Below are 22,594 nucleotides of genomic sequence, written 5' to 3'. Positions count from 1 at the left end.
CAGTCAGCGCGGTGTGACCTGTTCACACCGCGCTGACTTCTTGTGACGGGTTCGCGGCAACTGTACCATTCGACCAGTCCGGCAGCCGCGCGGATTCGCCAGTTCAACGAAGCATGACGACACCGCGCAGCCTCGCCCTGCCCGTATCTTGACGACACGGGCTACACGATGAATCCCTCGAGCCGATAAGGGACGCGTACCCGCAGCAACACCCCGTCGCCCGCCGAGCGTCACGGCCGGCTCCCCCGCCGTCGTGCATCGCACGGCAACCCACGCTTCGCCAAACAAGGAACCCGCTACATGTCATCGCTCCGCTCTCCCGTTCGCGCCGTTGCCGCGCTCGTCCTGCTGGCCGCGTCGACGGCCGCGCTGGCCGCCGGCCCGGCCACGCGCGACCTGGCCGCCGAGGAAGCCAACCGCCAGCTCGTGCTGACGTTCTACGACCGCTTCTTCAACAAGCACGAAGCGGTCGAGGCCGCCGCCGCCGTCGCGGACGACTACAAGCAGCACAACCCGCACGTACCGGACGGCAAGAAGCCGTTCGTGTCGTACTTCGTCGGCGCTTTCCAGAAGAACCCGGCATCGCGCGCGCGCATCGTGCGCAGCGCAACCGATGGCGACCTCGTCTACCTGCACGTGCACGCGACCGAGCGACCGGGCGACCGCGGCGAAGCCGTCGTCGACATCTTCCGCGTGAAAGGCGGCAGGATCGTCGAACACTGGGACGTGATCCAGCCAGTGCCCGAAACGTCCGCGAACGCGAACACGATGTTCTGACGCGCGGGCCGGTACACGGCGCGCAACGATGCGCGCCCCCCGTCGACGGACGATCGGCTGCCCGCCGGGCAAGCACGAATGCCTCGCGCCAGCGAAGTCCCCTACAATCGAGCGTCGCCGCCGCGCCGGCCTCCGTCCCGCATGACCGCACCGCCAGTGCGCCGTCGCATGTGACGCACGGCCAGCACGGGCGGCCGTGCGCGAAGACGGTGTCCACGATGAGCCCCGCCCATATTTCCCTCAGCAATGCCGGCGACCTGGTCGCCAGCCTCGGCAGTCCGCAGTTTCCCGCCCGGCTTGGGGCCTGGCTGCGCGAAACCGTCGATCCGCAGTCCCATTACAGCGTGGCGACGCGCTACCGTCGCGATGCGCCGTCGCAGTCGGTCGACAGCGTCGACGTGCTGTTCTTCGCTGGCGGCGACGATCCCGACGGCACACGCCACGCGCTCGATCTGTATACACAGGGCGACTGGCGCACCGACACGCTGCTTCCGCATATCGAGCGCGCCACCGATTCGCAACTCGTGTTCTCGTGCAACGAGGACATCGACACGGCGACCGAATACGGCCGCCATTTCGCGCTCGGCGAACTCGGCGAAGACTGCACGCTGCTCGGCAGCGAGCGCGACTACGTCTATGCGTTCTCGCTGTTTCGCCGGCGCGGCCAGCCGTCCTATACGCTGGCCGAACCGGCGCTGCTGCGCCAGCTCGGCGATTTCGTGCTGCCGCTCCTGATCCAGCATGCGCGGCTCGCACGCCTGACGCCGCGCTCGGACGACGGCGCGCTGCTGCGGCGGTTCGAACAGCGCCTGTCGGCCAGCGGCGCGGCGCTGTCGCAGCGCGAACGGCTCGTGTGCCGCGCGGCGCTGCAAGGCCAGCCCGTCCCGCAGATCGCCGACACGCTCGCGCTCAAGCCGAGCAGCGTGCGCACCTATCTCGGGCGCGCGCTTGCGAAGCTCGGCGTGGCGAACCGGGCCGGGCTGTTCGCGTGGTGCGTGACCGAAGAGGAAGCGCCGGAGGAGCGCGGTCACTAGACGACGCCTCCGCATCGCTGCAATCCCCTGCCGCCTTTGTCACGCGTTGTCCTCAAAACGATGACAGACAGCCGGCCGCCCCGCTCCTAGTATCTGACTCACCCGACGACAGGAATGCGTCGGATATCACGGAGACACGGCATGCCGAATACCGGATGGCCACCGGCCCGCACGGCCGCGCGCGCGTCGCCCATCGCCCTGCCGATCCAGACCCGGCGGCGCGACCGACATGACGCGCCGGCGGCGGCCGGCCTTCACCACGACGCATCGCCGCGCCTGCCGCGCAGCACCGGCACCTAGCCGCTCCCGATCCCATTCCAACCCGACCGGGTTCACCCGACCGGACGAGCCACACGGCCCGCCCGCCGGACACGTGCGCCCGTCGATCCCCCCATCCGGAGGAGACACATGCAACACGCCGATACCGTCTATCTGAACGGCCTGCTTTACACGGGCGATGCACAGCGCCGCTTCGCGCAGGCGCTCGCCACCCACGACGGCAAGATCGTCGCAGTCGGCCGCGACGACGATCTCCGCCAACTGGCCGGCCCCGCGACGCGCATCGTCGACCTGGCCGGCAGGCTGATGCTGCCGGGCCTCATCGACGGCCACGTGCACCCGCTCGGAGGCCACCAGATCCTCGGCGACTTCGACCTGTCCGGCATCGACGATCCCGACGCGATCCTGCAACGCATCGGCGCCTGCGCCGATGCGACGCCGAACGAACCGTGGGTCTATCTCGGCGGCGCCAACCTGGCCGCGTTCGGCGCGTATCCGACCCGCGAACTGCTCGACCGGATCGTGCCCGACCGGCCGCTGCTCGTGGTCGGCTTCGACGTGCACAGCGGCTGCCTCAACACGAAGGGCCTCGAAGCCGCCGGCATCCGTGCCGACACGCCCGACCCGGCCGGCGGCGTTTACGAGCGCGATGCGTCGGGCGCGCCGAATGGCGTTGTGCATGAAGCGGCGTTCTACCGCGTCTGCCCGATCATTCCGCAACTGAGCCCGGCCGGCTACCCGAAAACGGGCAAGGACGCGAGCTTCGCGATCCTCGACCGCAATCCGTTCGACCACCCGGTCGAGACGTTCGCGCAAACCCGCGTGATCGAGACGTGCTTCCGCGGCGAAGTCGTGTACGCCGCGCCGGGCTGGGCCGACTGACGCGCGAACCCGGCGGCCGTCAGGCGATGCCGAGCGCGAGCACCTGCCCGGTCGTCAGCACGTCGCCGAACGTGTCCGACAGCGCGGCCAGCGTCGCGCGATGGAGGTCGCGGTGCGATACCGTGCCGCCGTCCGCGATGTCGAGGTCGCGCGTCGCGCATGCGTCGTCGACGACGATCACCGCGTAGCCGAGCGGCACCGCATCGCGTGCCGCGCCGGCGACGCATGCATGCGTCATCAGGCCCGTCACGATCAGCGTGTCGATACCGGCCGCCTTCAGGCGTACATCGATGTCCGTCGTCGGGAACACGCTCACCGACGTCTTCTTCACGACCGTGTGATGCGGCGCCGGCTGCAGGTCCGCGTGAAAGCGGAACCCGTCGCTGCCGTCCGCGAAGATCGGGCTGTCGGCCGTATCGACGTGCTGGACGTGAAACACCGGAATGCCCGCGCGGTCGGCGAACGCGATCACGCGCTGCGCATTGCCCAGCGCACGCGGCCCCTCCGGAATCGGCAGGCGGCCGCTGAAGTATTCATTCTGGAAATCGATCACCAGCAGCGCGGTGCGGGCGGCGGCGATCGACGTCGGCGCGGTCGCGCCCGCCAGGGTACGGATGGTCGGATGTTGCATGGGTCGCTCTCTCGGTTGGCCTATCGAAGGAACGGCGCGCCGGGCCAGCCGGCGCCACCGGACGCGGCCCGGGTGCTCCCCGGCCGCGACGCGCCAGTGTCGGGCCGCGCGGCCGCGCGCGACAGCGGCGCGCGGGACAACGTCCGACAGGATCGGGCCAACCTGCAAACCGCCTACGACAGCGCGGCCGTTCGCGCACCCGGCTGCGTGCGCCCGTACGCGGCCATCATCGCGAAGCTGAGCAGGAAGCCCGCGCCGCCGATCAGCAGCAGGCCCGTCTCGCCGAACACCGGCAGCAGGTTCGTGAGTGCGCCCGTCACGACCCATGCGACAGCCATCACCGAGCCCGCGACGCCGAGCGCCCAGCCTTGCCGATCCTCGCTGACCGCGTCGGAGAACGCCGTATACATCGTCGTATACGCGACCATGTCGAAGCAGCCGACGACCATCGCGAGCGCCCACAGCACCGGCTCGTGCGGAAACAGCGCGGACAGGATCTGGCCGGCGCCTGCGACGAGCAGGCCCGTCTTCGCGATGTCGACCACGCGCCACACGCGCAGCATCAGCCGCACGACGAACAGCAGCCCGAACACGAAGCAGAGGCCGATTACGCCGCTGAACAGCCCGAGCCGCGCGCTCGTGTAGCCGAATTTCGCCTGCAGCAGCAGCATGATGGTCTGCAGGTAGAGCCCGTAGCCGACCTGCATCAGGAAGAACACCACCGACAGGAATGCGACGTTGCGCTGGCGCGCGGCCTCTCCGATGATCCGCAGCGGCAACAGCGGATCGATGCGCGTGTCGCCGCGCGGCGCGGCCGAGTCGCGATACGACGCCCAGGTCCAGAACGCGCAGGTCAGCGACAGCGCGGCGACCAGCACGAAAGGCGTGCCGTAGCCGAACAGCGGAGAAATCGTGCGGTCGGACGTGACGCCGCCGAGCACGGGGCCGACGATCACGCCCGCGCTGAACGCGAGCGACATGATGCTCATGTTGTACGCCTTGTTTTCCGGCGTGCTCAGGTCGGTGATCGCCGCCTGCGCGATGCCCTGGCAGCCGGCCATCAGCCCGGTGAGCCCGCGGCCGGCCAGCAGCAGCGCGATGCTCGCATGCCACGCGCCGGCCGCCATCATCGCGTAGCCGGCCGCGAGGCCGAGCACGCACAGCAGCAGGATCCTGCGGCGGCCATAGCGATCGGACAGGTCGCCCATCAGCGACGAGCCGAAGAACATGCACAAGGGGTAGATCCCGTAGCCGAGACCGAGGTAGAAATTGCGCGCGTGCGCGCCGGCGTCGGCCGGCAGGATGCCCGCGTGCGGATCGCTGAAGATCGCGGACATCATCGGATAGACGAGCCCGAATCCCATCGCGTCGATCGCGATGGCGAGCAGGCAGGGGCCGAGCAGCTTGTAGTCGAGCCGGGACATGGCGACCTTCCGGACAGAGTGGATGATCGCCCAAGCGTAACGACCGGGCGGCGGCCGCGGTAGGCCGCCACCCGCGATGCTAACCATCGGCAGACCCGATACCCTGCCCGCCGCCCTCGCCGATAGTTCGCTGGCGCGAACGCGACCCGAACCTGCTCGCACTTGCGACCGTGTGCCGGCTGAAGGTCAAGGGGCCGAACGCACGGTAACGTGCGGATCGCCGGGCTGCGCCCTTCTTCTCCTTTCCGCTTTGCGCTTCCTGCATCGTCGCGGCGTCGCGCGTCCACCCGCCACGCCACGACAAAGCGCGTGCACTCATCCGTTTGGACGGCACGCCGCGCGCGCTTTGTTGCGATCATGGCCGTCATTCATCGCGCGGCACGCACACGTGCGTCCGCCACGGAGACGCCATGAACGTTTTCGTTTGCGGGAAGCGGTGCGAGGAAAGTACGGCCCCCCCTTCAGGCAATCACACGCCCGGAAACGACAATGCCGCCGGCGGCTCTCCCGCGCGGCGGCATTGTCATTTTCCGAGCCACACACCACGTGCCGCTCACAATCCCTTCGGCTGGATCGCCGGTGCGCCGTTGCCGCGCGCCGCCTGCCTGCCGCCGCGCACGAAGCGGCGCCCGTGCGGGCCGTACACGCCGTCCGGTTCCGGATACAACGTCAGCAGCACGAAATACAGCATCCCGCCCGCCACCAGCGATACCGGCACGCTGAGATCGAGCCCGCCCGCGAGGTTGCCGAGCGGCCCGACGAACTGGCCCGGCAGGTTCACGAACGACAGCCCGACGCACGCGGCCGGCAGCCACGCGCCCATCGCGCGCACGTTCCACCCACGCGTGAACCAGTAGTGGCCGCCGCGCAGCCCGCGGTTGAACACCTGCAAATCGTCGGCGAGATAGTAGCCGCGCCGCGTTACGTAGCCGATCACCATGATCGCCATCCACGGGCCGCTGAACGTATCGATCAGCGTCGAGAACGTCGCGACGCTTTCGACGAGGTTGAACCAGAAGCGGCCGACGAAGATGAACGCGATCGCGATCGTGCCGATCAGCAGCGTCGCACGCACGCGGTTCAGGAGGCGCGGGAACTTGCTCGACACGTCGAGGCCGGTGCCGTACAGCGCGGTCGTGCCGGTCGACATCCCGCCGATGATCGCGATCAGGCACATCGGCAGCAGGAACCCGCGCGGCGAGATCGCGAGCAGGCCGCCGACGTAGTCGTTCGACGCGATGAACGCGGGCGCCTTCGTCGCGATGATCGTTGCGGTCGCGAGGCCGAAGAAGAATGGTACGAAGGTCGCGATCTGCGCAGCGAACACGGCGCCCATCACGCGATGCTTCGGTGTTTTTTGCGGGATGTAGCGCGCCCAGTCGCCGAGCGTCGATGCGAACGATACCGGGTTGCTCAGCGCAACCAGCACCGCGCCGACGAACGCGGCCCAGAAGCCCGCGCTGCCCTGCTGCACGGTGCCGGCGTAATTCATGTCGAACAGGCCGGCAAACGCGAACAGGCCCACGACGAACAGCACGCTCGCGGCCCACACGGCGATCTTGTTGACCCACAGCATGAAGCGGAAGCCGTAGATGCAGACGATCAGCACGAGCACCGCGAACACCAGGTACGCCGCGCCGAGCGTGAAGCCGTTGACTGGCACGCCGACCATGTCGTGCGCGCCGCCGACGAGCGCATCGGCCGAGCTCCACACCGCGAGCGAGAAGAACGCGATCGACGTGAGCAGCGCGAGGAACGAGCCGACGATCCGGCCGTGGATGCCGAAATGCGCGCCGGACGACACGGGGTCGCTCGTACCGTTGCGCGAGCCGAACAGGCTCATCGGCGCGAGGATGCAGGTACCGGCGAGCACGCCGAGCACGATCGCGCAGACACCGGCCTTGAACGACAGCCCGACCAGCACGGGAAAACTGCCGAGCACCGATGTGGAAAATGTATTGCAGCCGCCGAACAGCAACCGGAACAGATCGATCGGCCGCGCATAGCGCGATGCATCGGGAATGCGCTCGAAACCGAACGACTCGACCTGCGTAATTCTGCCTTCACTCATTTGTCTCCCACTCCTCTGGTGCATCTGTACCGCCCGGTGCTGCGGCGATACGACACATCGTCATCGATTCGCGGCCACTCTAACCGGATCGCGCGGCGCAAATATCACGCATTCGAGACGTTTACGACGAAGGAGAACAATGTTTCCCGGCAGGTCAACGGCCGGCGCCCGCGCCATCGGTACGGCGCGGGCGATGCGACGTCAGCGCGCGCCCTCCGCCGCCGGCTCGCGACATGCGATCAGGCCCCGCTGAACGGCCTGCCGCCCCTCGATGCCGGCGAGCCAGCGCTCGACGTGCGGGAAGCCGGCAAGATCGAGATCGAGTTCGGCCGCCGTGCGTAGCCACGGAAACGCGGCGATGTCGGCGATCGAATACCGCGACGACGCGAGATACGCCGATTCCGCCAAGCGGCTGTTGACGACCCCGTAGAGACGCGTCGCCTCCTTCCGGTAGCGGTCGATCGCTTCCGCATTGACCGTCTTCGATGCATGCAGGAACCACCAGAGCTGGCCGAGCATCGGCCCGATCCCGCCGATCTGGAAGTGCAGCCACTGCTGGACCGCCGTGCGCTCGGCCAGCGTGTCGGGCTGCAGAAAACCCGTCTTCGCGGCGAGATAGCTCAGGATCGCGCCGGATTCGAACACGGCCAGCCCGGTGCCGTGGTCGACGATGGCGGGGATCTTGCCGTTCGGGTTGATCGCGAGGAACGCCGGGCTGCGCTGCTCGCCGGCGGACAGGTTCACGTGCACGCGGTCGTGCGCGAGCCCGGCCTCTTCCAGGTAAATGGCGATCTTGTGCCCGTTCGGCGTGTCGGCCGTATAGAACGTGAGGGGATGCGTCGAGGTCATGTCGGTCCTTGTCTTCCGGTTACGGTTGCAACTACAATCATTGCAATTGCAATCCTATGCCGGAACCGATGGCCGCGGCGACATGCCAGTACTCGAAGGAGGGACATGCAGACTGCGCGATCCGGACTGCCGGGCCGCTCGCTCGGGCGCCGGTCGCTCGTCGGGCAACCGGGCCCGGCGCTCGCGGCCGATGCCGATGCTAGGCTTTCGCGTCGGCCGCCGCTTCGCGCGCCGCGCCGGTCGCGCGATCGAGCGCCGCGGCCATCGCCGCCTGCTCCTTGTCGCGGAACTGGCAGAGAAATAGTTCCGTGATCGTCGACTGGTACACCTTCCACATCTTCTTGCGCAGCGCCCGCCCCTTGTCGGTGATGCTCGCATACGCGGCGCGGCCGTCGTCCGCCGAGCGGGCGCGCGTGACGAGCCCTTCCTGCTCGAGCCGGTCGACGAGCCGCGTGAGGTTGTAGCGCTCGATTGCAAGCACGTCGGCGAGTTCGTGCATGCGGCGCGTCCCGTCGGGCCCGCTTTCCAGCCCCCACAATGCGTCGTACCACGCGTACGCGGGCAGGCCGGCATCCGCGAGGCGGCGCTCGATCTCGCGAATCATGGTGCGATGCGCGCGAACGAACGAAAACCACAGATCGGGTTCGGGGGCGCTCATGTCGGTTCTTCCTTATTTAATTGCAGTTGCAATCGATTCTACCGCGACGCCCCCTCTTCGTGCGCTTGCAACGACAACCAGGCCCCTGTTCATCCGCGCGGCCGTATCTCGGCGCGTGCCCGCGCTACTGCCCCGACTGCGCGAGCGGACCTTGCGGACCCTGCCCCGCTCCCGACGGCCAGCCGCCCGCCAGCGCCTTGTACAGCGCCACCGTCGACGCCGCGCTGCGCATCCGCCCGTCGGCCGCCGCATCCTGCGCCTGCAGCAGCGTGCGCTGCGCGTCGAGCACTTCGTAGTAGTCGATCGCGCCCGCCGAAAACCGCGCCTGCGCCAGTTGCGCGGCGCGCGCGCTGTCGGTCGCGGCCCGCACGAGATGGTCCGTCTCGTCACGCGTGCGCGCAGCGCGCAGCAGCGCGTTCTCCGTTTCCTCCAGCGCCCCGAGCACCGTCTGCCGGTACTGCGCGAGCTGCCCGGCCGCTTCCGCATCGCTCGCGGCGATCCGTGCGCGTACGCGGCCGACGTCGAGGAACGACCAGTCGATGCCGAGCGCGATCAGGTTCGTGTCGCTGCCCGCGCGGAAGAACCCGTAGCTGCTCGTCGCACTGCCGAGCAGGCCCGACAGCGTAAAGCGCGGGAACAGGTCGGCCGTCGCGACGCCGATGCGCGCGGTCGCCGCATACAGCCGCGCCTCGGCGGCCGCGACGTCGGGCCGCCGCCGCAGCAGGCCGCCCGGCGTGCCGGGATCGATGTCGGCGGCCAGCGCCGGCAGCGGCACGGGCGTGCCCGCCGACGCGGCTGCCTGCGGGAGATCGAAGCGGCCGATCAGCGCGTCCGGCGTCTGCCCGGTCAGCACCGCGAGCCGGTGCTCGTCGACGCCGATCGCCGCTTCGTATACGGCGATCCGCGACGTCGTCGATTCGTACTGCGCGCGCGCCCGGGCCGCATCGAGTTCGGAGCCGCGCCCCGCGCCGACGCGCGCATTGATCAGCGCGAGCGTCTGCTTCTGATTGTCGGCATTCTCGCGCGCGATCCGCAGCCGCTCCTGCGAGCCGCGCAGATCGACGTACGTACTCGCCACCTCGCCGGCGATCGCGACGCGCACCGCGCGCACGTCCGCCGCGCTGGCAGCCGTTTCCGCACGTTGCGACTCGATCGAGCGACGCACACGGCCGAACAGGTCGAGCTCCCACGCGGCATTGATCCCGACGCTGGACGTCGGCGTATCGCGCTGGCTGCGCGGCGCGCCGAACGCCTGGTCCTTGCTCATCAGCTGGTGGCCGATCTGCCCGCTCGCGGTGATCGTCGGATAGCGGTCGAACGTGGCCTGCGACAGCAGCGCATTCGATGCGTCGTAGCGCGACACGGCGACCTGCAGGTCCTGGTTCGCCGCGAGCGCCGTGTCGATCAGCTGCGTCAGTGCCGGATCGCCGAAGCCGCGCCAGAACGCGGCGTCGGCATCGGCCGACGCGTCGGGCGGCGTATCCGGCGTCGTACCGGACGACGACGCATCGCGCGGCGCCGCCGGATGCGCGTCGCGCGCGAACCGCGCGGTCGTGGCCACGTCGGGCCGCTTGAAATCGGGACCGACCGCGCACGCGGCGAGCGTCACCGACATCGCGAGCGCGGAAAGACGGAAAGCGGCGCTCATCGGTTTTCTCCTTCGAGTGTGCCGTGGTGTTCGCTCCACACGGCCGGCGTGCCGCCCGCGAGCTTGCGGATCGCCACATAGAACACGGGCGTCAGGAACAGCCCGAACAGCGTGACGCCCAGCATCCCCGCGAACACGGTGATGCCGGTGGCCGCGCGCACTTCGCTGCCCGCGCCGCCACCGATCAGCAGCGGCACCGAGCCCGCGATGAACGCGACCGACGTCATCACGATCGGGCGCAGCCGCAGCTTGCACGCCTCGAGCGCGGCTTCGATCACACCCTTGCCCTGGATTTCGAGCTCGCGCGCGAACTCGACGATCAGGATCGCGTTCTTGCACGCCAATCCCATCAGCACGACGAGACCGACCTGCACGAACACGTTGTTGTCGCCCCCCGACAGCCACACGCCGAACAGCGCGGCGCAGATGCACACGGGCACGATCAGAATCACCGCGAGCGGCAGCGTCCAGCTCTCGTACAGCGATGCGAGCACGAGGAACACGAGCATCACCGCGAGCGGGAACACGACGATCGCCGCGTTGCTCTGCGTGACCTGCTGGTAGCTGAGATCGGTCCATTCGAGCGTGATGCCCGGCGGCAGCACGTCCTTCGCGATCTGCTGCAGCTTCTCGATCGCCTGCGACGACGACATCACCTTCGGATCGGCGTCGCCGATCAGGTTCGCGGCCGGATAGCCGTTGTAGCGGACGACCGGGTCGGGCCCGTACGCGGGCGCCACCGTCACCATCGAGCCGATCGGCACCATCTCGCCCTTCGCATTGCGCGTGCGCAGGTTCGCGATGTCGGCGGCCGTCTGCCGGTGGCCGGCATCCGCCTGCGCCATCACGCGGTACACACGGCCGAACAGGTTGAAGTCGTTCACGTACATCGAGCCGAGATAGACCTGCAGCGTGCTGAACAGGTCGGTCAGCGCGACGCCCTGCGCCTTCGCCTTCAACCGGTCGACCTTCACCTCGAGCTGCGGGATGTTCGCCTGGTACGAGCTGACCGGGTAGCTCATCCCCGGCGTCTTCGCGACCGCGCCCTGGAACGCGGTGAGCGCGTTCTGCAAGGCGCCGTAGCCGAGGCCGCCGCGATCCTCCAGGTATAGCGAATACCCCGAGCCGTTGCCGAGGCCCTGGATCGGCGGCGGCATCAGCGCATAGGTGATGCCGCCGCCGATGGCCGAGAAGCGCGCGTTCAGGTCCGCGTTGATTTCCGCGGCGCTGCGATGGCGCTGGTCGAACGGTTTCAGGATCACGTACGAATTCGTGATGTTCGGCGTGTTCACGCCCTGCAGCGCATTCAGCCCGGCAAACGCCGGCACCATCTCGACACCGTCGGTGCCGAGCGCGATCTTCGTCATCTGCTCGGTCACCTCGCTGGTGCGCGCGAGCGACGCGCCTTCCGGCAGCTTCGCGCCCGCGAACAGGTACAGCTTGTCCTGCACGGGGATGAAACCGCCCGGCACCGCGTTGAGCAGCAGCGTGGTCGCCGCGAGCAGCGCCGCGTAGACCGCGAACACCGCCCCGCGCCGCTTCAGCGTGCGTGACACGAAGCCGTGATAGCGATCGGAACTGCGGTCGAAGAAGCGGTTGAACGGATGGAACAGCCAGCCGAATGCGCGGTCGAGCCCGCGTGTAAGCGCATCCTTCGGCGCACTGTGCGGACGCAGCAGCTTCGCGGCGAGCGCGGGCGACAGCGTCAGCGAGTTGATCGCGGAGATCACCGTCGAAATCGCGATCGTCACCGCGAACTGCCGGTAGAACTGCCCCGTGACGCCGGACATGAAGGCCATCGGCACGAACACCGCGCACAGCACGAGCGCGATTGCGACGATCGGCCCCGATACCTCGCGCATCGCCTGGTGGGCGGCGTCGCGCGGGCTCAGGCCCTGCGCAATGTTGCGCTCGACGTTCTCGACGACCACGATCGCGTCGTCGACGACGATCCCGATCGCGAGCACGAGCCCGAACAGCGTCAGCGTGTTGATCGAATAGCCGAGCAGATAGAGCCACGCGAACGTGCCGACCACCGAGACGGGCACCGCGACGAGCGGAATGATCGACGCACGCCACGTCTGCAGGAACAGGATCACGACGAGCACGACCAGCACGACGGCTTCGATCAGCGTGTGCTGCACCGCGCGGATCGATTCGCGCACGAACACCGTCGGATCCCACACGGGCCGGTACGCGACGCCGGGCGGGAAGCGCTTCGACAGCTCGTCGAACTTCGCATACACGGCCTTCGCGACCTCGAGCGCGTTCGCGCCCGGCGACAGGAAGATGCCGACCACGGCCGATTGCTTGTCGTTGAAATACGAGCGCAGCGTGTAGTCGCCCGCGCCGAGCTCGATGCGCGCGACGTCGGACAGCTTCACGACCTGGCCGTCGTCGCCGTTGCGGAGCACGATGTCGCCGAACTCCTGCACCGTGCGCAGCCGGCCGCGCACGTTGATCGACAGCAGGAAGTCGTTTTTCTTCGGCGACGGCTCCGCGCCGAGCTGGCCGGCCGACACCTGCACGTTCTGCTCGCGCACGGCGGCGATCACGTCGCTCGCGGTCAGCCCGCGCGACGCGAGCCGGTTCGGGTCGAGCCACAGCCGCATCGCATAGTCCCCGGCGCCGGACAGGCCGACGTCGCCGACACCGGTGAGCCGCGACAGCTCGTCCTTCACGTGCAGCGTCAGGTAGTTGCGCAGGTACAGCGAATCGCGGCTGTTGTCCGGCGAATAGAGGCTCACGTACATCAGCGGCGTGGGCGACTGCTTCTGCGTGGTCACGCCGTACTGGCGCACCTCGTCGGGCAGGCGCGACAGCGCCTGGCTCACGCGGTTCTGCACGCGCACGGCGGCCGTGTCGGGATCGACGCCCTGCAGGAACGTGACGACGACCTGCAGGCTGCCGTCCGAACCGGCGACCGACTTCATGTACATGATGCCTTCGACGCCGTTGATTGCCTCTTCCAGCGGTTCGGCGACCGATTCGGCGATTTCCTTCGGGTTCGCGCCCGGGTACGTCGCATGCACGACGACGCTCGGCGGCACGACTTCCGGGTATTCGCCGGCGGGCAGCATCGGAATCGAGATCAGGCCGATCGCGAAGATGACGATCGACAGCACGACCGCGAAGATCGGCCGGTCGATGAAGAATCGGGAGAAATCCATCACGTGCCCCCCGTCACTGCACGGCCGGCGCGCCGGCGTCGGCGACGGCCTGCGTGCCGTCGTTCGGCCCGTCGCCTGCGCCATTGCCGGCACCGGCGGCGGCGTCGGCACGCACGGGCAGCGCCTTCGGCTTCACCTGCGCGCCCGGATAGTAGATCCGCTGCATGCCGTCGACGACCACGCGATCGCCCGCCTGGATCCCCTTCTCGATGATCCGCTCGCCGTCCAGCCCGCGGCCGATCGTCACGTCGCGGCGCAGCGCCTTGTCGCCGGGCCCGATCACGTACACGTACTTGCGGTCCTGGTCGGTGAGCACGGCCTTGTCGTCGACGAGCAGCGCATCCTGGTCGCGGCCGCTGACGAGCTGCACGCGCGCATACAGACCCGGCGTAAACGTATGGTCCGCATTCGGCAGCCGCACGCGCGCGCGGATCGTGCCCGTTTGCGGGTCGAGCCGGTTGTCGAGGAAGTCGACGGTGCCCGCATGCGGGAAGCCCGTCTCGTTCGCGAGGCCCACGCGCACCGGATCGGCGCCGATCGCGCGATGCTTCGGATCGGCACGCCGCGCGTTGTAGCGCAGGTAGCTCTGCTCGTCGCAGTCGAAATACACGTAGACGGGGTTCTGCGACACGACGGTCGTCAGCAGCGTGTCGTCCGCGCGCGCCAGGTTGCCGACGGTGGCGACCGCACGGCCGACACGGCCCGCGATCGGCGCACGCACTTCGGTGAAACCGAGATTGAGCTTCGCATCGGCGACGGCCGCGTCGGCCGCCTGCAGGTCCGCACGCGCCTGCTCGGCCGTGGCGCGCGCGTTGTCGAGTTCCTCCTGCGACGTCGCATGCGCATCGATCAGCGTCTGCACGCGCTTGAGCTGCACGTTCGCGAGGCTCGCAGCCGCACGGGCCCGCTGCAGCTGCGCGTTCGCGCGATCGAGTGCGATCCGGTACGGGCGCGGGTCGATCTCGAACAGCAGCGCGCCCTGCGCGACCAGGTCGCCCTCCTTGTAGGCGACACGCTGCAGATAGCCGCTCACGCGCGGCCGGAGTTCGACCGCATTGACCGCTTCGACGCGTCCGTTGAATTCGTCCGCGAGGCGGATCGTGCGCGGCGCGATGGTGGCAACGCCGACTTCGGGAAGGGATTGGGCCGACGATGCGCCTTTGCCGTCGTGACAGCCCGACAACGCCAGCAGCAGTGCGCAGGCCGCGCCCAAAGGCGACATCCTGCGTAGGGGTAAGGAGAGCATGATGCCTCGCGACGGGTTAAACTGCCGCGTAGCTTAAAAGTTGAAGTTAACTTCAAGTCAAGTTTTCCCGGAGGGGCATCATGGGTATCCAGGAAATCCCGCAATGGCCGCTGATGTCGATTCGCGAAGTGGCCACACGCAGCGGCGTGCCGGCGTCGACATTGCGGTTCTACGAGACGCGCGGGCTCATCAAGTCGCACCGCAACGGCTCGAGCCATCGCCACTATTCGCGCGCGGTGCTGCGGCTGATCGCGTTCATCGTGTTCGCGCAGAAGATCGGCTACACGCTCGACGAGATCGCCGAGCAGCTCGTCAGCCTCCCCGAGGACACCGCGCCGAGCAACAAGGACTGGCAGCGGCTGTCGCGCGGCTGGAAGCAGCGCGTCGCGAGCCGGATCGAGGAGCTGCAGCGGCTCTACATCAACCTTGACGAATGCATCGGCTGCGGCTGCCTGTCGCTGAAGCGCTGCAAGCTGACGAACCCGGAAGACCGCGCGGGCCGCAACGGGCCCGGCGCGCGGCGCTGGCTCGGCGACAAGCCGCCTGCGGACGTCGAATGACCGACAGGCCGGACGTGGCGCGCTGATGCCGCGCCTGCTCGTGCCGATGCAGCCGCAAGGCATGACGTTCTGCGAACCGAAGGATGCGGGCAGCCCGCTCGCGTACGAGCTGGCGATCGCGTACCGGACGCCATCGCCGCTCGTCGATGCGCTGCGCGAGACCGCACGAAGCGCGGTGCGCGAACTGGGTCTGGTACTGGCGACGTGACGGCCGAGCGCGTCACGCGTGCCGCGCTCAGCCGCCGACGACGTTGAACGCGACGTCCACCACGGCCTGCCGGAACGCGTCCTGCCGCGTGGGCAGCGACGTGTACTCCAGCATCATGTGGCTGTACGACACCGTCGTGCCGATCGCGCTCGCGATCATGAAGAACAGCACGGTCGGATCGACCGGGCGGATCACGCCGGCCTCCACCGCCTCCGACAGCAGCGGGAACATCACGTCGTAGTACGGGCGCACGATCCGCTCCTGCAGCCGGTCGAGCCGCCCGCCCACTTCGGTCGCGGCCGTCGAGAAGAACATGCCCATGTCGGGCTCGTCGAACTCGTGATCGACGCACAACTCGATCGCGCGCCGCACGCGGTCGCGATGCGGCAGCGGCGACGTGCGCAACGCGCGCAGCGCGTCGAACATCGGCTGGGCCAGCTCGGCGATCTGCTCGACGATAGCCAGCCACAACGTTTCCTTCGTACCGAAATGATGCGCGATCAGCGCCGCGTCGACCCCCAGTTCGCGCGCGACTTCGCGCACGCTCGTCGCGTCGTAGCCACGCTTCGCGAACGTGCGGCGCGCAGCCCGCAATATCACGTCCGGCCCCACGGATGCCCCGGCCAGCGGCCGCCCTCGCATACGCCGCTTGACCGGCGCGCGCTCAGTGACTTCAGTCACGTTTTCCTGCTCTCCTTGAATGATTCGAATGCCCCTGTTCCGGCCCCGCTTTAGCGCCGCCGAAACCGGGTGACCTGCCCCGCTCCGTTGACACGCGAAGCCGGGAAGCGCTAGGATCATACCTTATTCATCACTTGATGATTTATCCATGACAACCCCTACACGCATCGTCATCGTCGGCGGCGGGATCGCCGGGCTGCAGCTCGCGACCCGCCTGGGCGAGCGCCTCGGCCGGTCCGGGCGCGCACAGGTCACCGTCGTCGACCGCAGCCCGACCCACATCTGGAAGCCGATGCTGCACACGATCGCGGCCGGTACCCGCGACGTCCAGCAGCAGCAGGTGATCTTCCTCGCCCATGCCCGCGACCACGGCTACGCGTACCAGCCCGGCGAACTGAAGGGGCTCGATCGCGCCCGCCGCCGCGTGCAGCTCGGCGAGATCCGCTCGCAGGACGGCGAACTGGTGCTCGACGCGCGCGAACTCGAATACGACGTGCTGATCCTCGCGCTCGGCAGCCAGGCCAACGATTTCGGCGTGCCGGGCGTGCGCGAGCACTGCTATTTCATCGACAGCCAGCAGCAGGCCGAGACCTTCAACGAAGCGTTGCGGATGCGCGTATTTCGCAGCATCGCGCGCGACGAGCCGTTCCGCGTCGCGATCGTCGGCGCGGGCGCGACCGGCGTGGAACTCGCGGCGGAGCTGAGCCGCTTGCTGGAAGTGGCGCAGGCGTATGGCGACGCGACGGTGCGCGAGCGGCTGCAGCTCACGCTGCTCGAAAGCGGCCCGCGCATCCTCGCCGCGTTTCCGCCGAGGATTTCCGCGTCGGCGCAGCGGCGGCTCGAACAGATCGGCTTTCACGTGCTGACGTCGACCCGCGTCACGTCGGCCGACGCGAACGGCTTTCACTACGGCGACGGTTCGTTCGCGAAAGCGGACCTGATGGTCTGGGCGGCCGGCGTGAAGGCACCCGATTTCATGCAGGCGCTCGACGGGCTCGACGCGAATCGCGCGAACCAGATCGTCGTCGGGCCGACGCTGCTGGCCACGGGCGACGAGCACGTGTTCGCGATCGGCGATTGCGCGAGCCTGTTGCCCGACGGCCAGGAACGGCCGCTGCCGCCCACCGCGCAAGTCGCGACGCAGCAGGCCGAGCATCTCGCGAAGCACCTGCCGGCGTGGCTCGACGGCCAGCCGATTCCGCCGTTCGCGTTCCACGATTTCGGCGCGCTCGTGTCGATCAGCGACTACGACGCGTTCGGCACGCTCGGGCAGTTCGGGTTCTTTCGCGGCGGTTTCATCCAGGGGCGTTTCGCGCAGTTCAGCCACCTGATGCTCTACCGGCGGCACCAGCAGGCGCTGCACGGCTTCTCCAAGGCGACCCTGCTGTGGATCGCCGAACGGATCAACGGCTGCGTGCAGCCGCGCATCCGCCTGTCGTGATGCCGCGTGTGGCGGTGTCGCGTAACGTTTCGAGGAAAACTGACATGAACAACCGTTTAGCGCCCTGGCTCGTGACCGTCGCCGCGATCGGCAGCTTCGACATGCCGTCCGTCTCGTGGGGCATGCCGCGACGGCGCAGCGTCACGCGCGACCGGCTGCCGTCGTGGGACGCGACGAGCAAGCCGACCATCAGCGTGCTCGAGCGGCCCACGGCCGACACCGTGATGATTTCATGGCGCGACGCATGCACCGGGCACTACGGTTATCAGAAGTGGCGGCTGTTCACCACGCGCAAGCGCGGCGTGTGTGCGCTGTCGGGGCAGCCGATCGAGATCGGCGACAGCGTCTTTGCGCCGCAATTGCTCGGCTCGACGCCGGGCAACGCCGCCGCGATGGTGCTGGCCGCGTGCATCGACGCGGCCCGCCCCGCCGAGGCGGCCTGAAGGTTCGAGATTCCGCTTCAGGCGGTGGTGACGCGATCCGTCTCGCGAACCACCTCGTTCATGCGTGCTTCGGCTTCCGCATCCAGCCGCGCCGCATTCGCTTCGGCTTCCGCTTCCGGCATCAGCTCGCCTTCCCACTTCGCGACCACCGCGCTGGCGATCGAGTTGCCCACTGCGTTCGTGGCCGAACGGCCCATGTCGAGGAACGTATCGACGCCGAGAATCAGCAGCAGCCCGGCTTCCGGGATGTTGAACTGGTGCAGCGTCGCAGCGATCACGACGAGCGACGCGCGCGGCACGCCGGCCATGCCTTTCGACGTCAGCATCAGGATCAGGAGCATCGTGACCTGCGTGCCGAGCGACAGGTGAATGCCGTAGGCCTGCGCGATGAACAGCGACGCGAACGTGCAGTACATCATCGAGCCGTCGAGGTTGAACGAATAACCCATCGGCATCACGAAGCTCGAGATCTTGCGGCGCACGCCGAAACGGTCGAGCGCATCGAGGATCTTCGGATACGCAGCTTCCGAGCTCGCGGTCGCGAACGACAGCATGAACGCTTCCTTGATCAGCACCAGCAGCTTGAACACGCGGCGGCCGAGGAACAGCAGCCCGGCGACGACGAGCGTGCCCCACAGCAGGAACAGGCTCAGGTAGAAGTCGCCCATGAACACCGCGAACTTCAGCAGGATCGACAGGCCGTTGATCGCGACGGTCGACGCCATCGCCGCCAGCACCGCGAGCGGCGCGAGCTTCATCACGTAGCCGGTGATCTTGAGCATCACATGCGCGAGCTGGTCGATCGCCGCGACGAGAATCTTGCCGCGTTCGCCGAGCGACGCGAGCGCCACGCCGAAGAACATCGAGAACACGACGATCTGCAGGATCTCGTTGTTCGCCATCGCTTCGGCGATCGACTTCGGCACCATGTGGCCGACGAAATCCTTCAGCGTGAACTTCGACGTCGCCAGATGCGCGGATGCGCCGATATCCGGCAGAGGCAACCCGAGATTCTCGCCGGGCCGCAGCAGGTTCGCCATCAGCAGGCCGAGCAGCAGCGAGATCAGCGACGCGGTGACGAACCAGCCGAGCGCCTTCACGAACACGCGGCCCACCGACGACGCGTCGCCCATGTGCGCGATGCCGACGACCAGCGTCGAGAACACCAGCGGGCCGATCACCATCTTGATCAGCCGCAGGAACACGTCGGACACCAGCGAGATGTAGCCGGCGATCTCCGCTGCGGACTGCTTGTCCGGCAGCTGCGTATAAATCATGTAGCCGATCAGGATGCCGGCCGCCATCGCGAGCAGGATCCAGCCTGCCGCGGACATTCGTTTGTTCATAACGGAATTCGACGCACGGAAGAAGTTGACGGATGAAAGGCGCGCATCCCGTGCCGTGCCAGGAAACCTGGGAGCGCGCGTGGCGAGCCGGTGGTGCCCTGTGTGTCGGGCACGGGTGCCGGCGCCGGCCAGGCTCGCGGATGTCCGCGAACCGACGTGCTGCCGCCGCAACGGCATTCGCGCGGGGGCGAACGCCGACGGCAGCGACTCAGCATGATGCGATCAGGTCAGGCCGGGTCAGTAACCGATCGCCGATCCGGCCGGACGGCGCGGGTCGTTGTAGCCGTAGATGAAGCCGACCCGCACGTTGCCGGACACGGACGAATCGTTCCCGGAACTCTGGCGGCTCGCCGCTTCGGTGCCCGGCAGGCCGACCATGATCAGCTCGGCGGCGCCCCACGGCGTCTGCTCGACCATCTTGTAGCCCATGTTGCGCAGGATCGCGAGCGTGTCGGGCGACAGGCCGTAGGTTTCATAATAGACCTCGTCGGGCAGCCACTGGTGGTGGATGCGCGGCGCGGTGACCGCGTCCTGCGGCGTCATCCCGTAGTCGATCACGTTCAGCACCGTCTGCAGCGTGATCGTGATGATGCGCGAGCCGCCCGGCGAGCCGACCACCATGAACACCTTGCCGTCCTTCTTCACGATGGTCGGCGCCATCGACGACAGCGGACGCTTGCCCGGTGCGATCGAGTTGCGCGTGCCCTGTACGAGGCCGAACAGGTTCTGCGCGCCGACCTTCACCGTGAAGTCGTCCATCTCGTCGTTCAGGAAGAAGCCCGTGCCCGGCGCGATGACCACGGCACCGAAGCGGCCGTTGACCGTGTAGGTCGTCGATACCGCGTTGCCGTCCTTGTCGACGATCGAGTAGTGGGTCGTCTCCGGCTTCTCGTGCACGCCGACGCCCGGCTGCACGTCGACCGACGGCGTCGCCGTATCCGAATGGATGCTCTTGCGGATTTGCGCCGCGTATTCCTTGCTCGTCAGCTTCGCGACCGGGTTGTCGATGAAGTTCGGGTCGCCGAGCAGCATGTTGCGATCTTCGTACGCGTGCCGCATCGCTTCGGTCATGTAGTGGACCGCCGCGGCCGAATGGTAGCCGAGCTTGCGCAGGTCATACCCTTCGAGGATGTTCAGCGTCTCGCACATCGTCACGCCACCCGAGCTCGGCGGCGGGGCCGACACGAGCTCGTAGCCGCGATACGAACACGTCAGCGGCGCCATGTCCTGTGCCCGGTAGGACGCAAAATCGGCGGCCGTGATCACGCCGCCGCCGCGCTTCGCGGCCGCCTCGACGATCTTCGGGATCTCGCCGTGATAGAACGCGTCCGGGCCCTGCTCCGCGATGCGCTCGAGCGTGCGGGCCAGGTCCTTCTGCACGAGGCGGTCGCCCGGCTGCAGCGGCGTGCCGTCCGGCCGCAGGAAGATGCGCGCCGCTTCCGGGTCCTTCTTGAAGCGGTCGATCGTCGTGTCGAGGATGTCCGTATCGCCGCGCGTCAGCACGAAGCCGTCGCGCGCAAGCCGGATCGCCGGCGCCATCACCTGCTTGCGCGTCAGCTTGCCGTACTTGCGCTGCGCGAGGTCGAGGCCGGCGACCGTGCCCGGCACGCCGACCGCACGATAGCCGTACAGGCTGTCGTCCGGAATCACGTTGCCCTTCGCATCGAGATACATGTTCGCGGAAGCCGCAGCCGGCGCGGTTTCGCGGAAATTGATGAAGCGGTCGCGACCGTCAGCCAGGTGCAGCGTCATGAAGCCGCCGCCGCCGATGTTGCCGCAGCACGAATTGGTCACGGCCTGCGCGTAGCCGACCGCCACTGCCGCGTCCACCGCGTTGCCGCCCTCCTTCAGGATGTCGACGCCGATTTGCGACGCGAAATGCTGCGACGAAACGACCATGCCGTTCTTCGCTTCAACCGCGGGGTCCGAAGCGGCGAACGCACACACGCTCATGGCCGACAACAGGGTGAGTACTACGAGCCGCCTCATGACGGGATCCTCCAGACAAATGAACCGTTGCATGCCGGAACGCGACGTCGTATCGGCGCGTGCCGACACGTCAATCGAGCATGTAATAAACAATACATTCCAGCGAGGCCGCGATCATAGCACTCGCTTTTTTGCGCTAAAACCTAGGGTTATCACTGAATTTATCGTGACCACAATCGAGATCGATTTTCGATGTATGTTTGTTTTGTTACATAAACTGCCGCACCAAGCGGCCGAGTGATGCGTCCCTCTAATTTCGGGCCGCAGACGGCCTGCCGCACGTCGATCGGCTAACATGCGTGAAGTCGTCGGCAGACTCACGTCTGCCGTTTTTTATTCAGATCAGAGAGCTGGAGTGCCCGATGGGGACGAGCATCAGGGCGTTGCTGTTATCCCAGATGGATAGCTTCACGCCGTCGGAACAGAAGGTCGCGCAGGCATTGCTGGATCGCTACCCTAGCCTCGGGCTCGGACCGATTGCGAGCTTTGCCAAACAGGCTGAGGTCAGCGATCCGACCGTGTTTCGCTTTGTCGTCCGGATCGGCTTTCCGAATTACTCGTCGTTCCAGCAGGCGCTGTACGGCGAAATCGACACGGCGATGAACTCGCCGCTTGCGCGGATGGATGCGTTCCATTCGTCCGCTGGCATGCGCGACAGTCATTCGGCGATTTTCCAGCGACTGTCCGAGTCGCTGGCCACGACGATCGAAGGGCTCGATGCGGCGGCGTTCGACGCCGCGGTCGCACTGCTGGCGAATCCGGATGCGCGTGTCTTCTGCGGTGGCGGGCGCTACACGGCGCCGCTCGCGTCGCTGTTTTCGTTCACCCTCGCCTATGCGCGGCCCCATGTTCAGTATGTCGAACCGAACGTGAACCTCGCGTCGGTCGCGCTGGCCGACATGGGGCCCGGCGACGTGCTCGTCATCTTCGATTTTCGCCGTTATCAGCGGGACAGCATCCGGTTCGCGCAGGCCGCTCACCAACTCGGCACACGCGTGCTGCTGATCACGGACGAATGGCACTCGCCGATCGGCGAATTTGCCGAGATCGTGCTGCGGATCCGGGGGCAGCCGTTTGCGATGCTTCAGACGAACGTGCCGGCGCTCGCACTCGCCGAAGCGCTCGTGATCGGTGTGACGAATCAATTGCCGGAGATGGCGCGGCAGCGGATGGAGAAGATCGAACATCTCAACACCGGCGGCATCGGGCAGGACACCAACCAGCGCGATTTGCCGGAGTGACGACTTATCGCCATTC

19 protein-coding genes and 1 pseudogene are annotated in these 22,594 nt (G+C 67.6%); 9 read left to right on the top strand and 11 right to left on the bottom strand.

Going from position 1 to position 22,594, the window contains the following annotated elements; genetic code table 11:
- Nucleotides 1-300: 300 nt before the first annotated feature.
- The 4 genes from G3N64_RS18845 to G3N64_RS18830 all read left to right on the top strand — a co-directional run bounded on the left by G3N64_RS18845 (nucleotide 301) and on the right by G3N64_RS18830 (nucleotide 2,972).
- The gene (locus tag G3N64_RS18845) at nucleotides 301-777 is read left to right on the top strand and encodes a nuclear transport factor 2 family protein (RefSeq protein ID WP_205785287.1); all 477 of its coding nucleotides are present in this window, start codon (nucleotides 301-303) and stop codon (nucleotides 775-777) included.
- A 218-nt stretch (nucleotides 778-995) separates the two neighbouring features.
- The gene (locus tag G3N64_RS18840) at nucleotides 996-1,811 is read left to right on the top strand and encodes a helix-turn-helix transcriptional regulator (protein ID WP_205785286.1); all 816 of its coding nucleotides are present in this window, start codon (nucleotides 996-998) and stop codon (nucleotides 1,809-1,811) included.
- A gap of 141 nt (nucleotides 1,812-1,952) precedes the next feature.
- A complete protein-coding gene (locus G3N64_RS18835; protein ID WP_205785285.1) occupies nucleotides 1,953-2,111 on the top strand; it encodes a hypothetical protein in 159 nt (52 codons plus the stop codon).
- A gap of 108 nt (nucleotides 2,112-2,219) precedes the next feature.
- Nucleotides 2,220-2,972 (top strand): amidohydrolase family protein, encoded by a 753-nt coding sequence (locus tag G3N64_RS18830; protein ID WP_241021087.1) that lies wholly within the window; start codon nucleotides 2,220-2,222, stop codon nucleotides 2,970-2,972.
- 19 nt (nucleotides 2,973-2,991) lie between these two features.
- Here G3N64_RS18830 and G3N64_RS18825 read toward each other — a convergent pair whose 3' ends face one another.
- From G3N64_RS18825 to G3N64_RS18790, 8 genes are all read right to left on the bottom strand, one after another.
- Complete coding sequence (locus tag G3N64_RS18825) at nucleotides 2,992-3,603, bottom strand: cysteine hydrolase family protein (RefSeq protein ID WP_205785284.1); 612 nt, start codon at nucleotides 3,601-3,603, stop codon at nucleotides 2,992-2,994.
- Nucleotides 3,604-3,776: 173 nt separating this feature from the next.
- Nucleotides 3,777-5,027 (bottom strand): MFS transporter, encoded by a 1,251-nt coding sequence (locus G3N64_RS18820; protein WP_205785283.1) that lies wholly within the window; start codon nucleotides 5,025-5,027, stop codon nucleotides 3,777-3,779.
- Between the two features lie 553 nt (nucleotides 5,028-5,580).
- The gene (locus tag G3N64_RS18815; RefSeq protein ID WP_241021086.1) at nucleotides 5,581-7,098 is read right to left on the bottom strand and encodes a cytosine permease; all 1,518 of its coding nucleotides are present in this window, start codon (nucleotides 7,096-7,098) and stop codon (nucleotides 5,581-5,583) included.
- 201 nt (nucleotides 7,099-7,299) lie between these two features.
- Nucleotides 7,300-7,947, bottom strand: a complete 648-nt coding sequence (locus tag G3N64_RS18810) for a glutathione binding-like protein (RefSeq protein WP_205785281.1) — start codon at nucleotides 7,945-7,947, stop codon at nucleotides 7,300-7,302.
- A 199-nt stretch (nucleotides 7,948-8,146) separates the two neighbouring features.
- A complete protein-coding gene (locus G3N64_RS18805; RefSeq protein WP_205785280.1) occupies nucleotides 8,147-8,605 on the bottom strand; it encodes a MarR family transcriptional regulator in 459 nt (152 codons plus the stop codon).
- Between the two features lie 124 nt (nucleotides 8,606-8,729).
- A complete protein-coding gene (locus G3N64_RS18800) occupies nucleotides 8,730-10,253 on the bottom strand; it encodes an efflux transporter outer membrane subunit (protein ID WP_205785279.1) in 1,524 nt (507 codons plus the stop codon).
- Nucleotides 10,250-13,423 (bottom strand): multidrug efflux RND transporter permease subunit, encoded by a 3,174-nt coding sequence (locus tag G3N64_RS18795; protein WP_205785278.1) that lies wholly within the window; start codon nucleotides 13,421-13,423, stop codon nucleotides 10,250-10,252. Before G3N64_RS18795 ends, G3N64_RS18800 begins: the two co-directional genes overlap by 4 nt.
- Nucleotides 13,424-13,436: 13 nt before the next feature.
- Entirely contained in the window at nucleotides 13,437-14,669 is a 1,233-nt protein-coding gene (locus G3N64_RS18790) for an efflux RND transporter periplasmic adaptor subunit (protein WP_205785277.1), read from the bottom strand.
- An 80-nt stretch (nucleotides 14,670-14,749) separates the two neighbouring features.
- On the opposite strand from G3N64_RS18790, the gene soxR reads away from it, so the two are divergent.
- The gene (gene soxR / locus G3N64_RS18785) at nucleotides 14,750-15,229 is read left to right on the top strand and encodes a redox-sensitive transcriptional activator SoxR (RefSeq protein WP_205785276.1); all 480 of its coding nucleotides are present in this window, start codon (nucleotides 14,750-14,752) and stop codon (nucleotides 15,227-15,229) included.
- A gap of 19 nt (nucleotides 15,230-15,248) precedes the next feature.
- Nucleotides 15,249-15,437, top strand: a pseudogene (locus G3N64_RS18780) (LysR family transcriptional regulator); the annotation flags it as partial.
- Nucleotides 15,438-15,464: 27 nt separating this feature from the next.
- On the opposite strand, the gene G3N64_RS18775 reads toward G3N64_RS18780, so the two are convergent.
- Complete coding sequence (locus G3N64_RS18775) at nucleotides 15,465-16,118, bottom strand: TetR/AcrR family transcriptional regulator (RefSeq protein ID WP_205785275.1); 654 nt, start codon at nucleotides 16,116-16,118, stop codon at nucleotides 15,465-15,467.
- Nucleotides 16,119-16,266: 148 nt separating this feature from the next.
- On the opposite strand from G3N64_RS18775, the gene G3N64_RS18770 reads away from it, so the two are divergent.
- Nucleotides 16,267-17,559 carry an NAD(P)/FAD-dependent oxidoreductase gene (locus G3N64_RS18770; protein WP_205785274.1) on the top strand — a complete coding sequence of 431 codons (1,293 nt, stop codon included), beginning with the start codon at nucleotides 16,267-16,269 and terminating at the stop codon, nucleotides 17,557-17,559.
- A 44-nt stretch (nucleotides 17,560-17,603) separates the two neighbouring features.
- Complete coding sequence (locus G3N64_RS18765; RefSeq protein WP_205785273.1) at nucleotides 17,604-18,002, top strand: DUF3331 domain-containing protein; 399 nt, start codon at nucleotides 17,604-17,606, stop codon at nucleotides 18,000-18,002.
- Nucleotides 18,003-18,019: 17 nt separating this feature from the next.
- Here the strand turns inward: G3N64_RS18765 and G3N64_RS18760 are convergent, their stop codons facing one another.
- Together G3N64_RS18760 and ggt are read right to left on the bottom strand one after the other, a co-directional pair.
- On the bottom strand, nucleotides 18,020-19,348 hold the full coding sequence (locus tag G3N64_RS18760; protein WP_205785272.1) for a dicarboxylate/amino acid:cation symporter: 1,329 nt from the start codon (nucleotides 19,346-19,348) through the stop codon (nucleotides 18,020-18,022).
- A 237-nt stretch (nucleotides 19,349-19,585) separates the two neighbouring features.
- Nucleotides 19,586-21,337, bottom strand: a complete 1,752-nt coding sequence (gene ggt, locus G3N64_RS18755) for a gamma-glutamyltransferase (RefSeq protein WP_205785271.1) — start codon at nucleotides 21,335-21,337, stop codon at nucleotides 19,586-19,588.
- A 362-nt stretch (nucleotides 21,338-21,699) separates the two neighbouring features.
- Between ggt and G3N64_RS18750 the strand changes: the two genes are divergently transcribed.
- Nucleotides 21,700-22,578 (top strand): MurR/RpiR family transcriptional regulator, encoded by an 879-nt coding sequence (locus G3N64_RS18750; RefSeq protein ID WP_205785270.1) that lies wholly within the window; start codon nucleotides 21,700-21,702, stop codon nucleotides 22,576-22,578.
- Nucleotides 22,579-22,594: the final 16 nt, after the last annotated feature.

The organism is Burkholderia sp. Ac-20344, from assembly GCF_017104975.1.
In the GTDB taxonomy this organism is placed as follows: Bacteria; Pseudomonadota; Gammaproteobacteria; order Burkholderiales; family Burkholderiaceae; genus Burkholderia.
This window is presented reverse-complemented; position numbering and strand designations above follow the sequence as displayed.

Excerpts from the sequence above, each read along its gene's own strand:
- G3N64_RS18765 (WP_205785273.1), top strand. The coding sequence starts at position 17,604 with ATGAACAACCGTTTAGCGCCCTGGCTCGTGACCGTCGCCGCGATCGGC.
- G3N64_RS18795 (WP_205785278.1), bottom strand. The coding sequence starts at position 13,423 with ATGGATTTCTCCCGATTCTTCATCGACCGGCCGATCTTCGCGGTCGTG.
- G3N64_RS18750 (WP_205785270.1), top strand. The coding sequence starts at position 21,700 with ATGGGGACGAGCATCAGGGCGTTGCTGTTATCCCAGATGGATAGCTTC.
- ggt (WP_205785271.1), bottom strand. The coding sequence starts at position 21,337 with ATGAGGCGGCTCGTAGTACTCACCCTGTTGTCGGCCATGAGCGTGTGT.
- G3N64_RS18805 (WP_205785280.1), bottom strand. The coding sequence starts at position 8,605 with ATGAGCGCCCCCGAACCCGATCTGTGGTTTTCGTTCGTTCGCGCGCAT.
- G3N64_RS18835 (WP_205785285.1), top strand. The coding sequence starts at position 1,953 with ATGCCGAATACCGGATGGCCACCGGCCCGCACGGCCGCGCGCGCGTCG.
- G3N64_RS18760 (WP_205785272.1), bottom strand. The coding sequence starts at position 19,348 with ATGAACAAACGAATGTCCGCGGCAGGCTGGATCCTGCTCGCGATGGCG.
- G3N64_RS18815 (WP_241021086.1), bottom strand. The coding sequence starts at position 7,098 with ATGAGTGAAGGCAGAATTACGCAGGTCGAGTCGTTCGGTTTCGAGCGC.
- G3N64_RS18825 (WP_205785284.1), bottom strand. The coding sequence starts at position 3,603 with ATGCAACATCCGACCATCCGTACCCTGGCGGGCGCGACCGCGCCGACG.
- G3N64_RS18845 (WP_205785287.1), top strand. The coding sequence starts at position 301 with ATGTCATCGCTCCGCTCTCCCGTTCGCGCCGTTGCCGCGCTCGTCCTG.
- G3N64_RS18840 (WP_205785286.1), top strand. The coding sequence starts at position 996 with ATGAGCCCCGCCCATATTTCCCTCAGCAATGCCGGCGACCTGGTCGCC.
- G3N64_RS18800 (WP_205785279.1), bottom strand. The coding sequence starts at position 10,253 with ATGAGCGCCGCTTTCCGTCTTTCCGCGCTCGCGATGTCGGTGACGCTC.
- G3N64_RS18810 (WP_205785281.1), bottom strand. The coding sequence starts at position 7,947 with ATGACCTCGACGCATCCCCTCACGTTCTATACGGCCGACACGCCGAAC.
- G3N64_RS18830 (WP_241021087.1), top strand. The coding sequence starts at position 2,220 with ATGCAACACGCCGATACCGTCTATCTGAACGGCCTGCTTTACACGGGC.
- G3N64_RS18770 (WP_205785274.1), top strand. The coding sequence starts at position 16,267 with ATGACAACCCCTACACGCATCGTCATCGTCGGCGGCGGGATCGCCGGG.
- G3N64_RS18790 (WP_205785277.1), bottom strand. The coding sequence starts at position 14,669 with ATGCTCTCCTTACCCCTACGCAGGATGTCGCCTTTGGGCGCGGCCTGC.
- soxR (WP_205785276.1), top strand. The coding sequence starts at position 14,750 with ATGGGTATCCAGGAAATCCCGCAATGGCCGCTGATGTCGATTCGCGAA.
- G3N64_RS18820 (WP_205785283.1), bottom strand. The coding sequence starts at position 5,027 with ATGTCCCGGCTCGACTACAAGCTGCTCGGCCCCTGCCTGCTCGCCATC.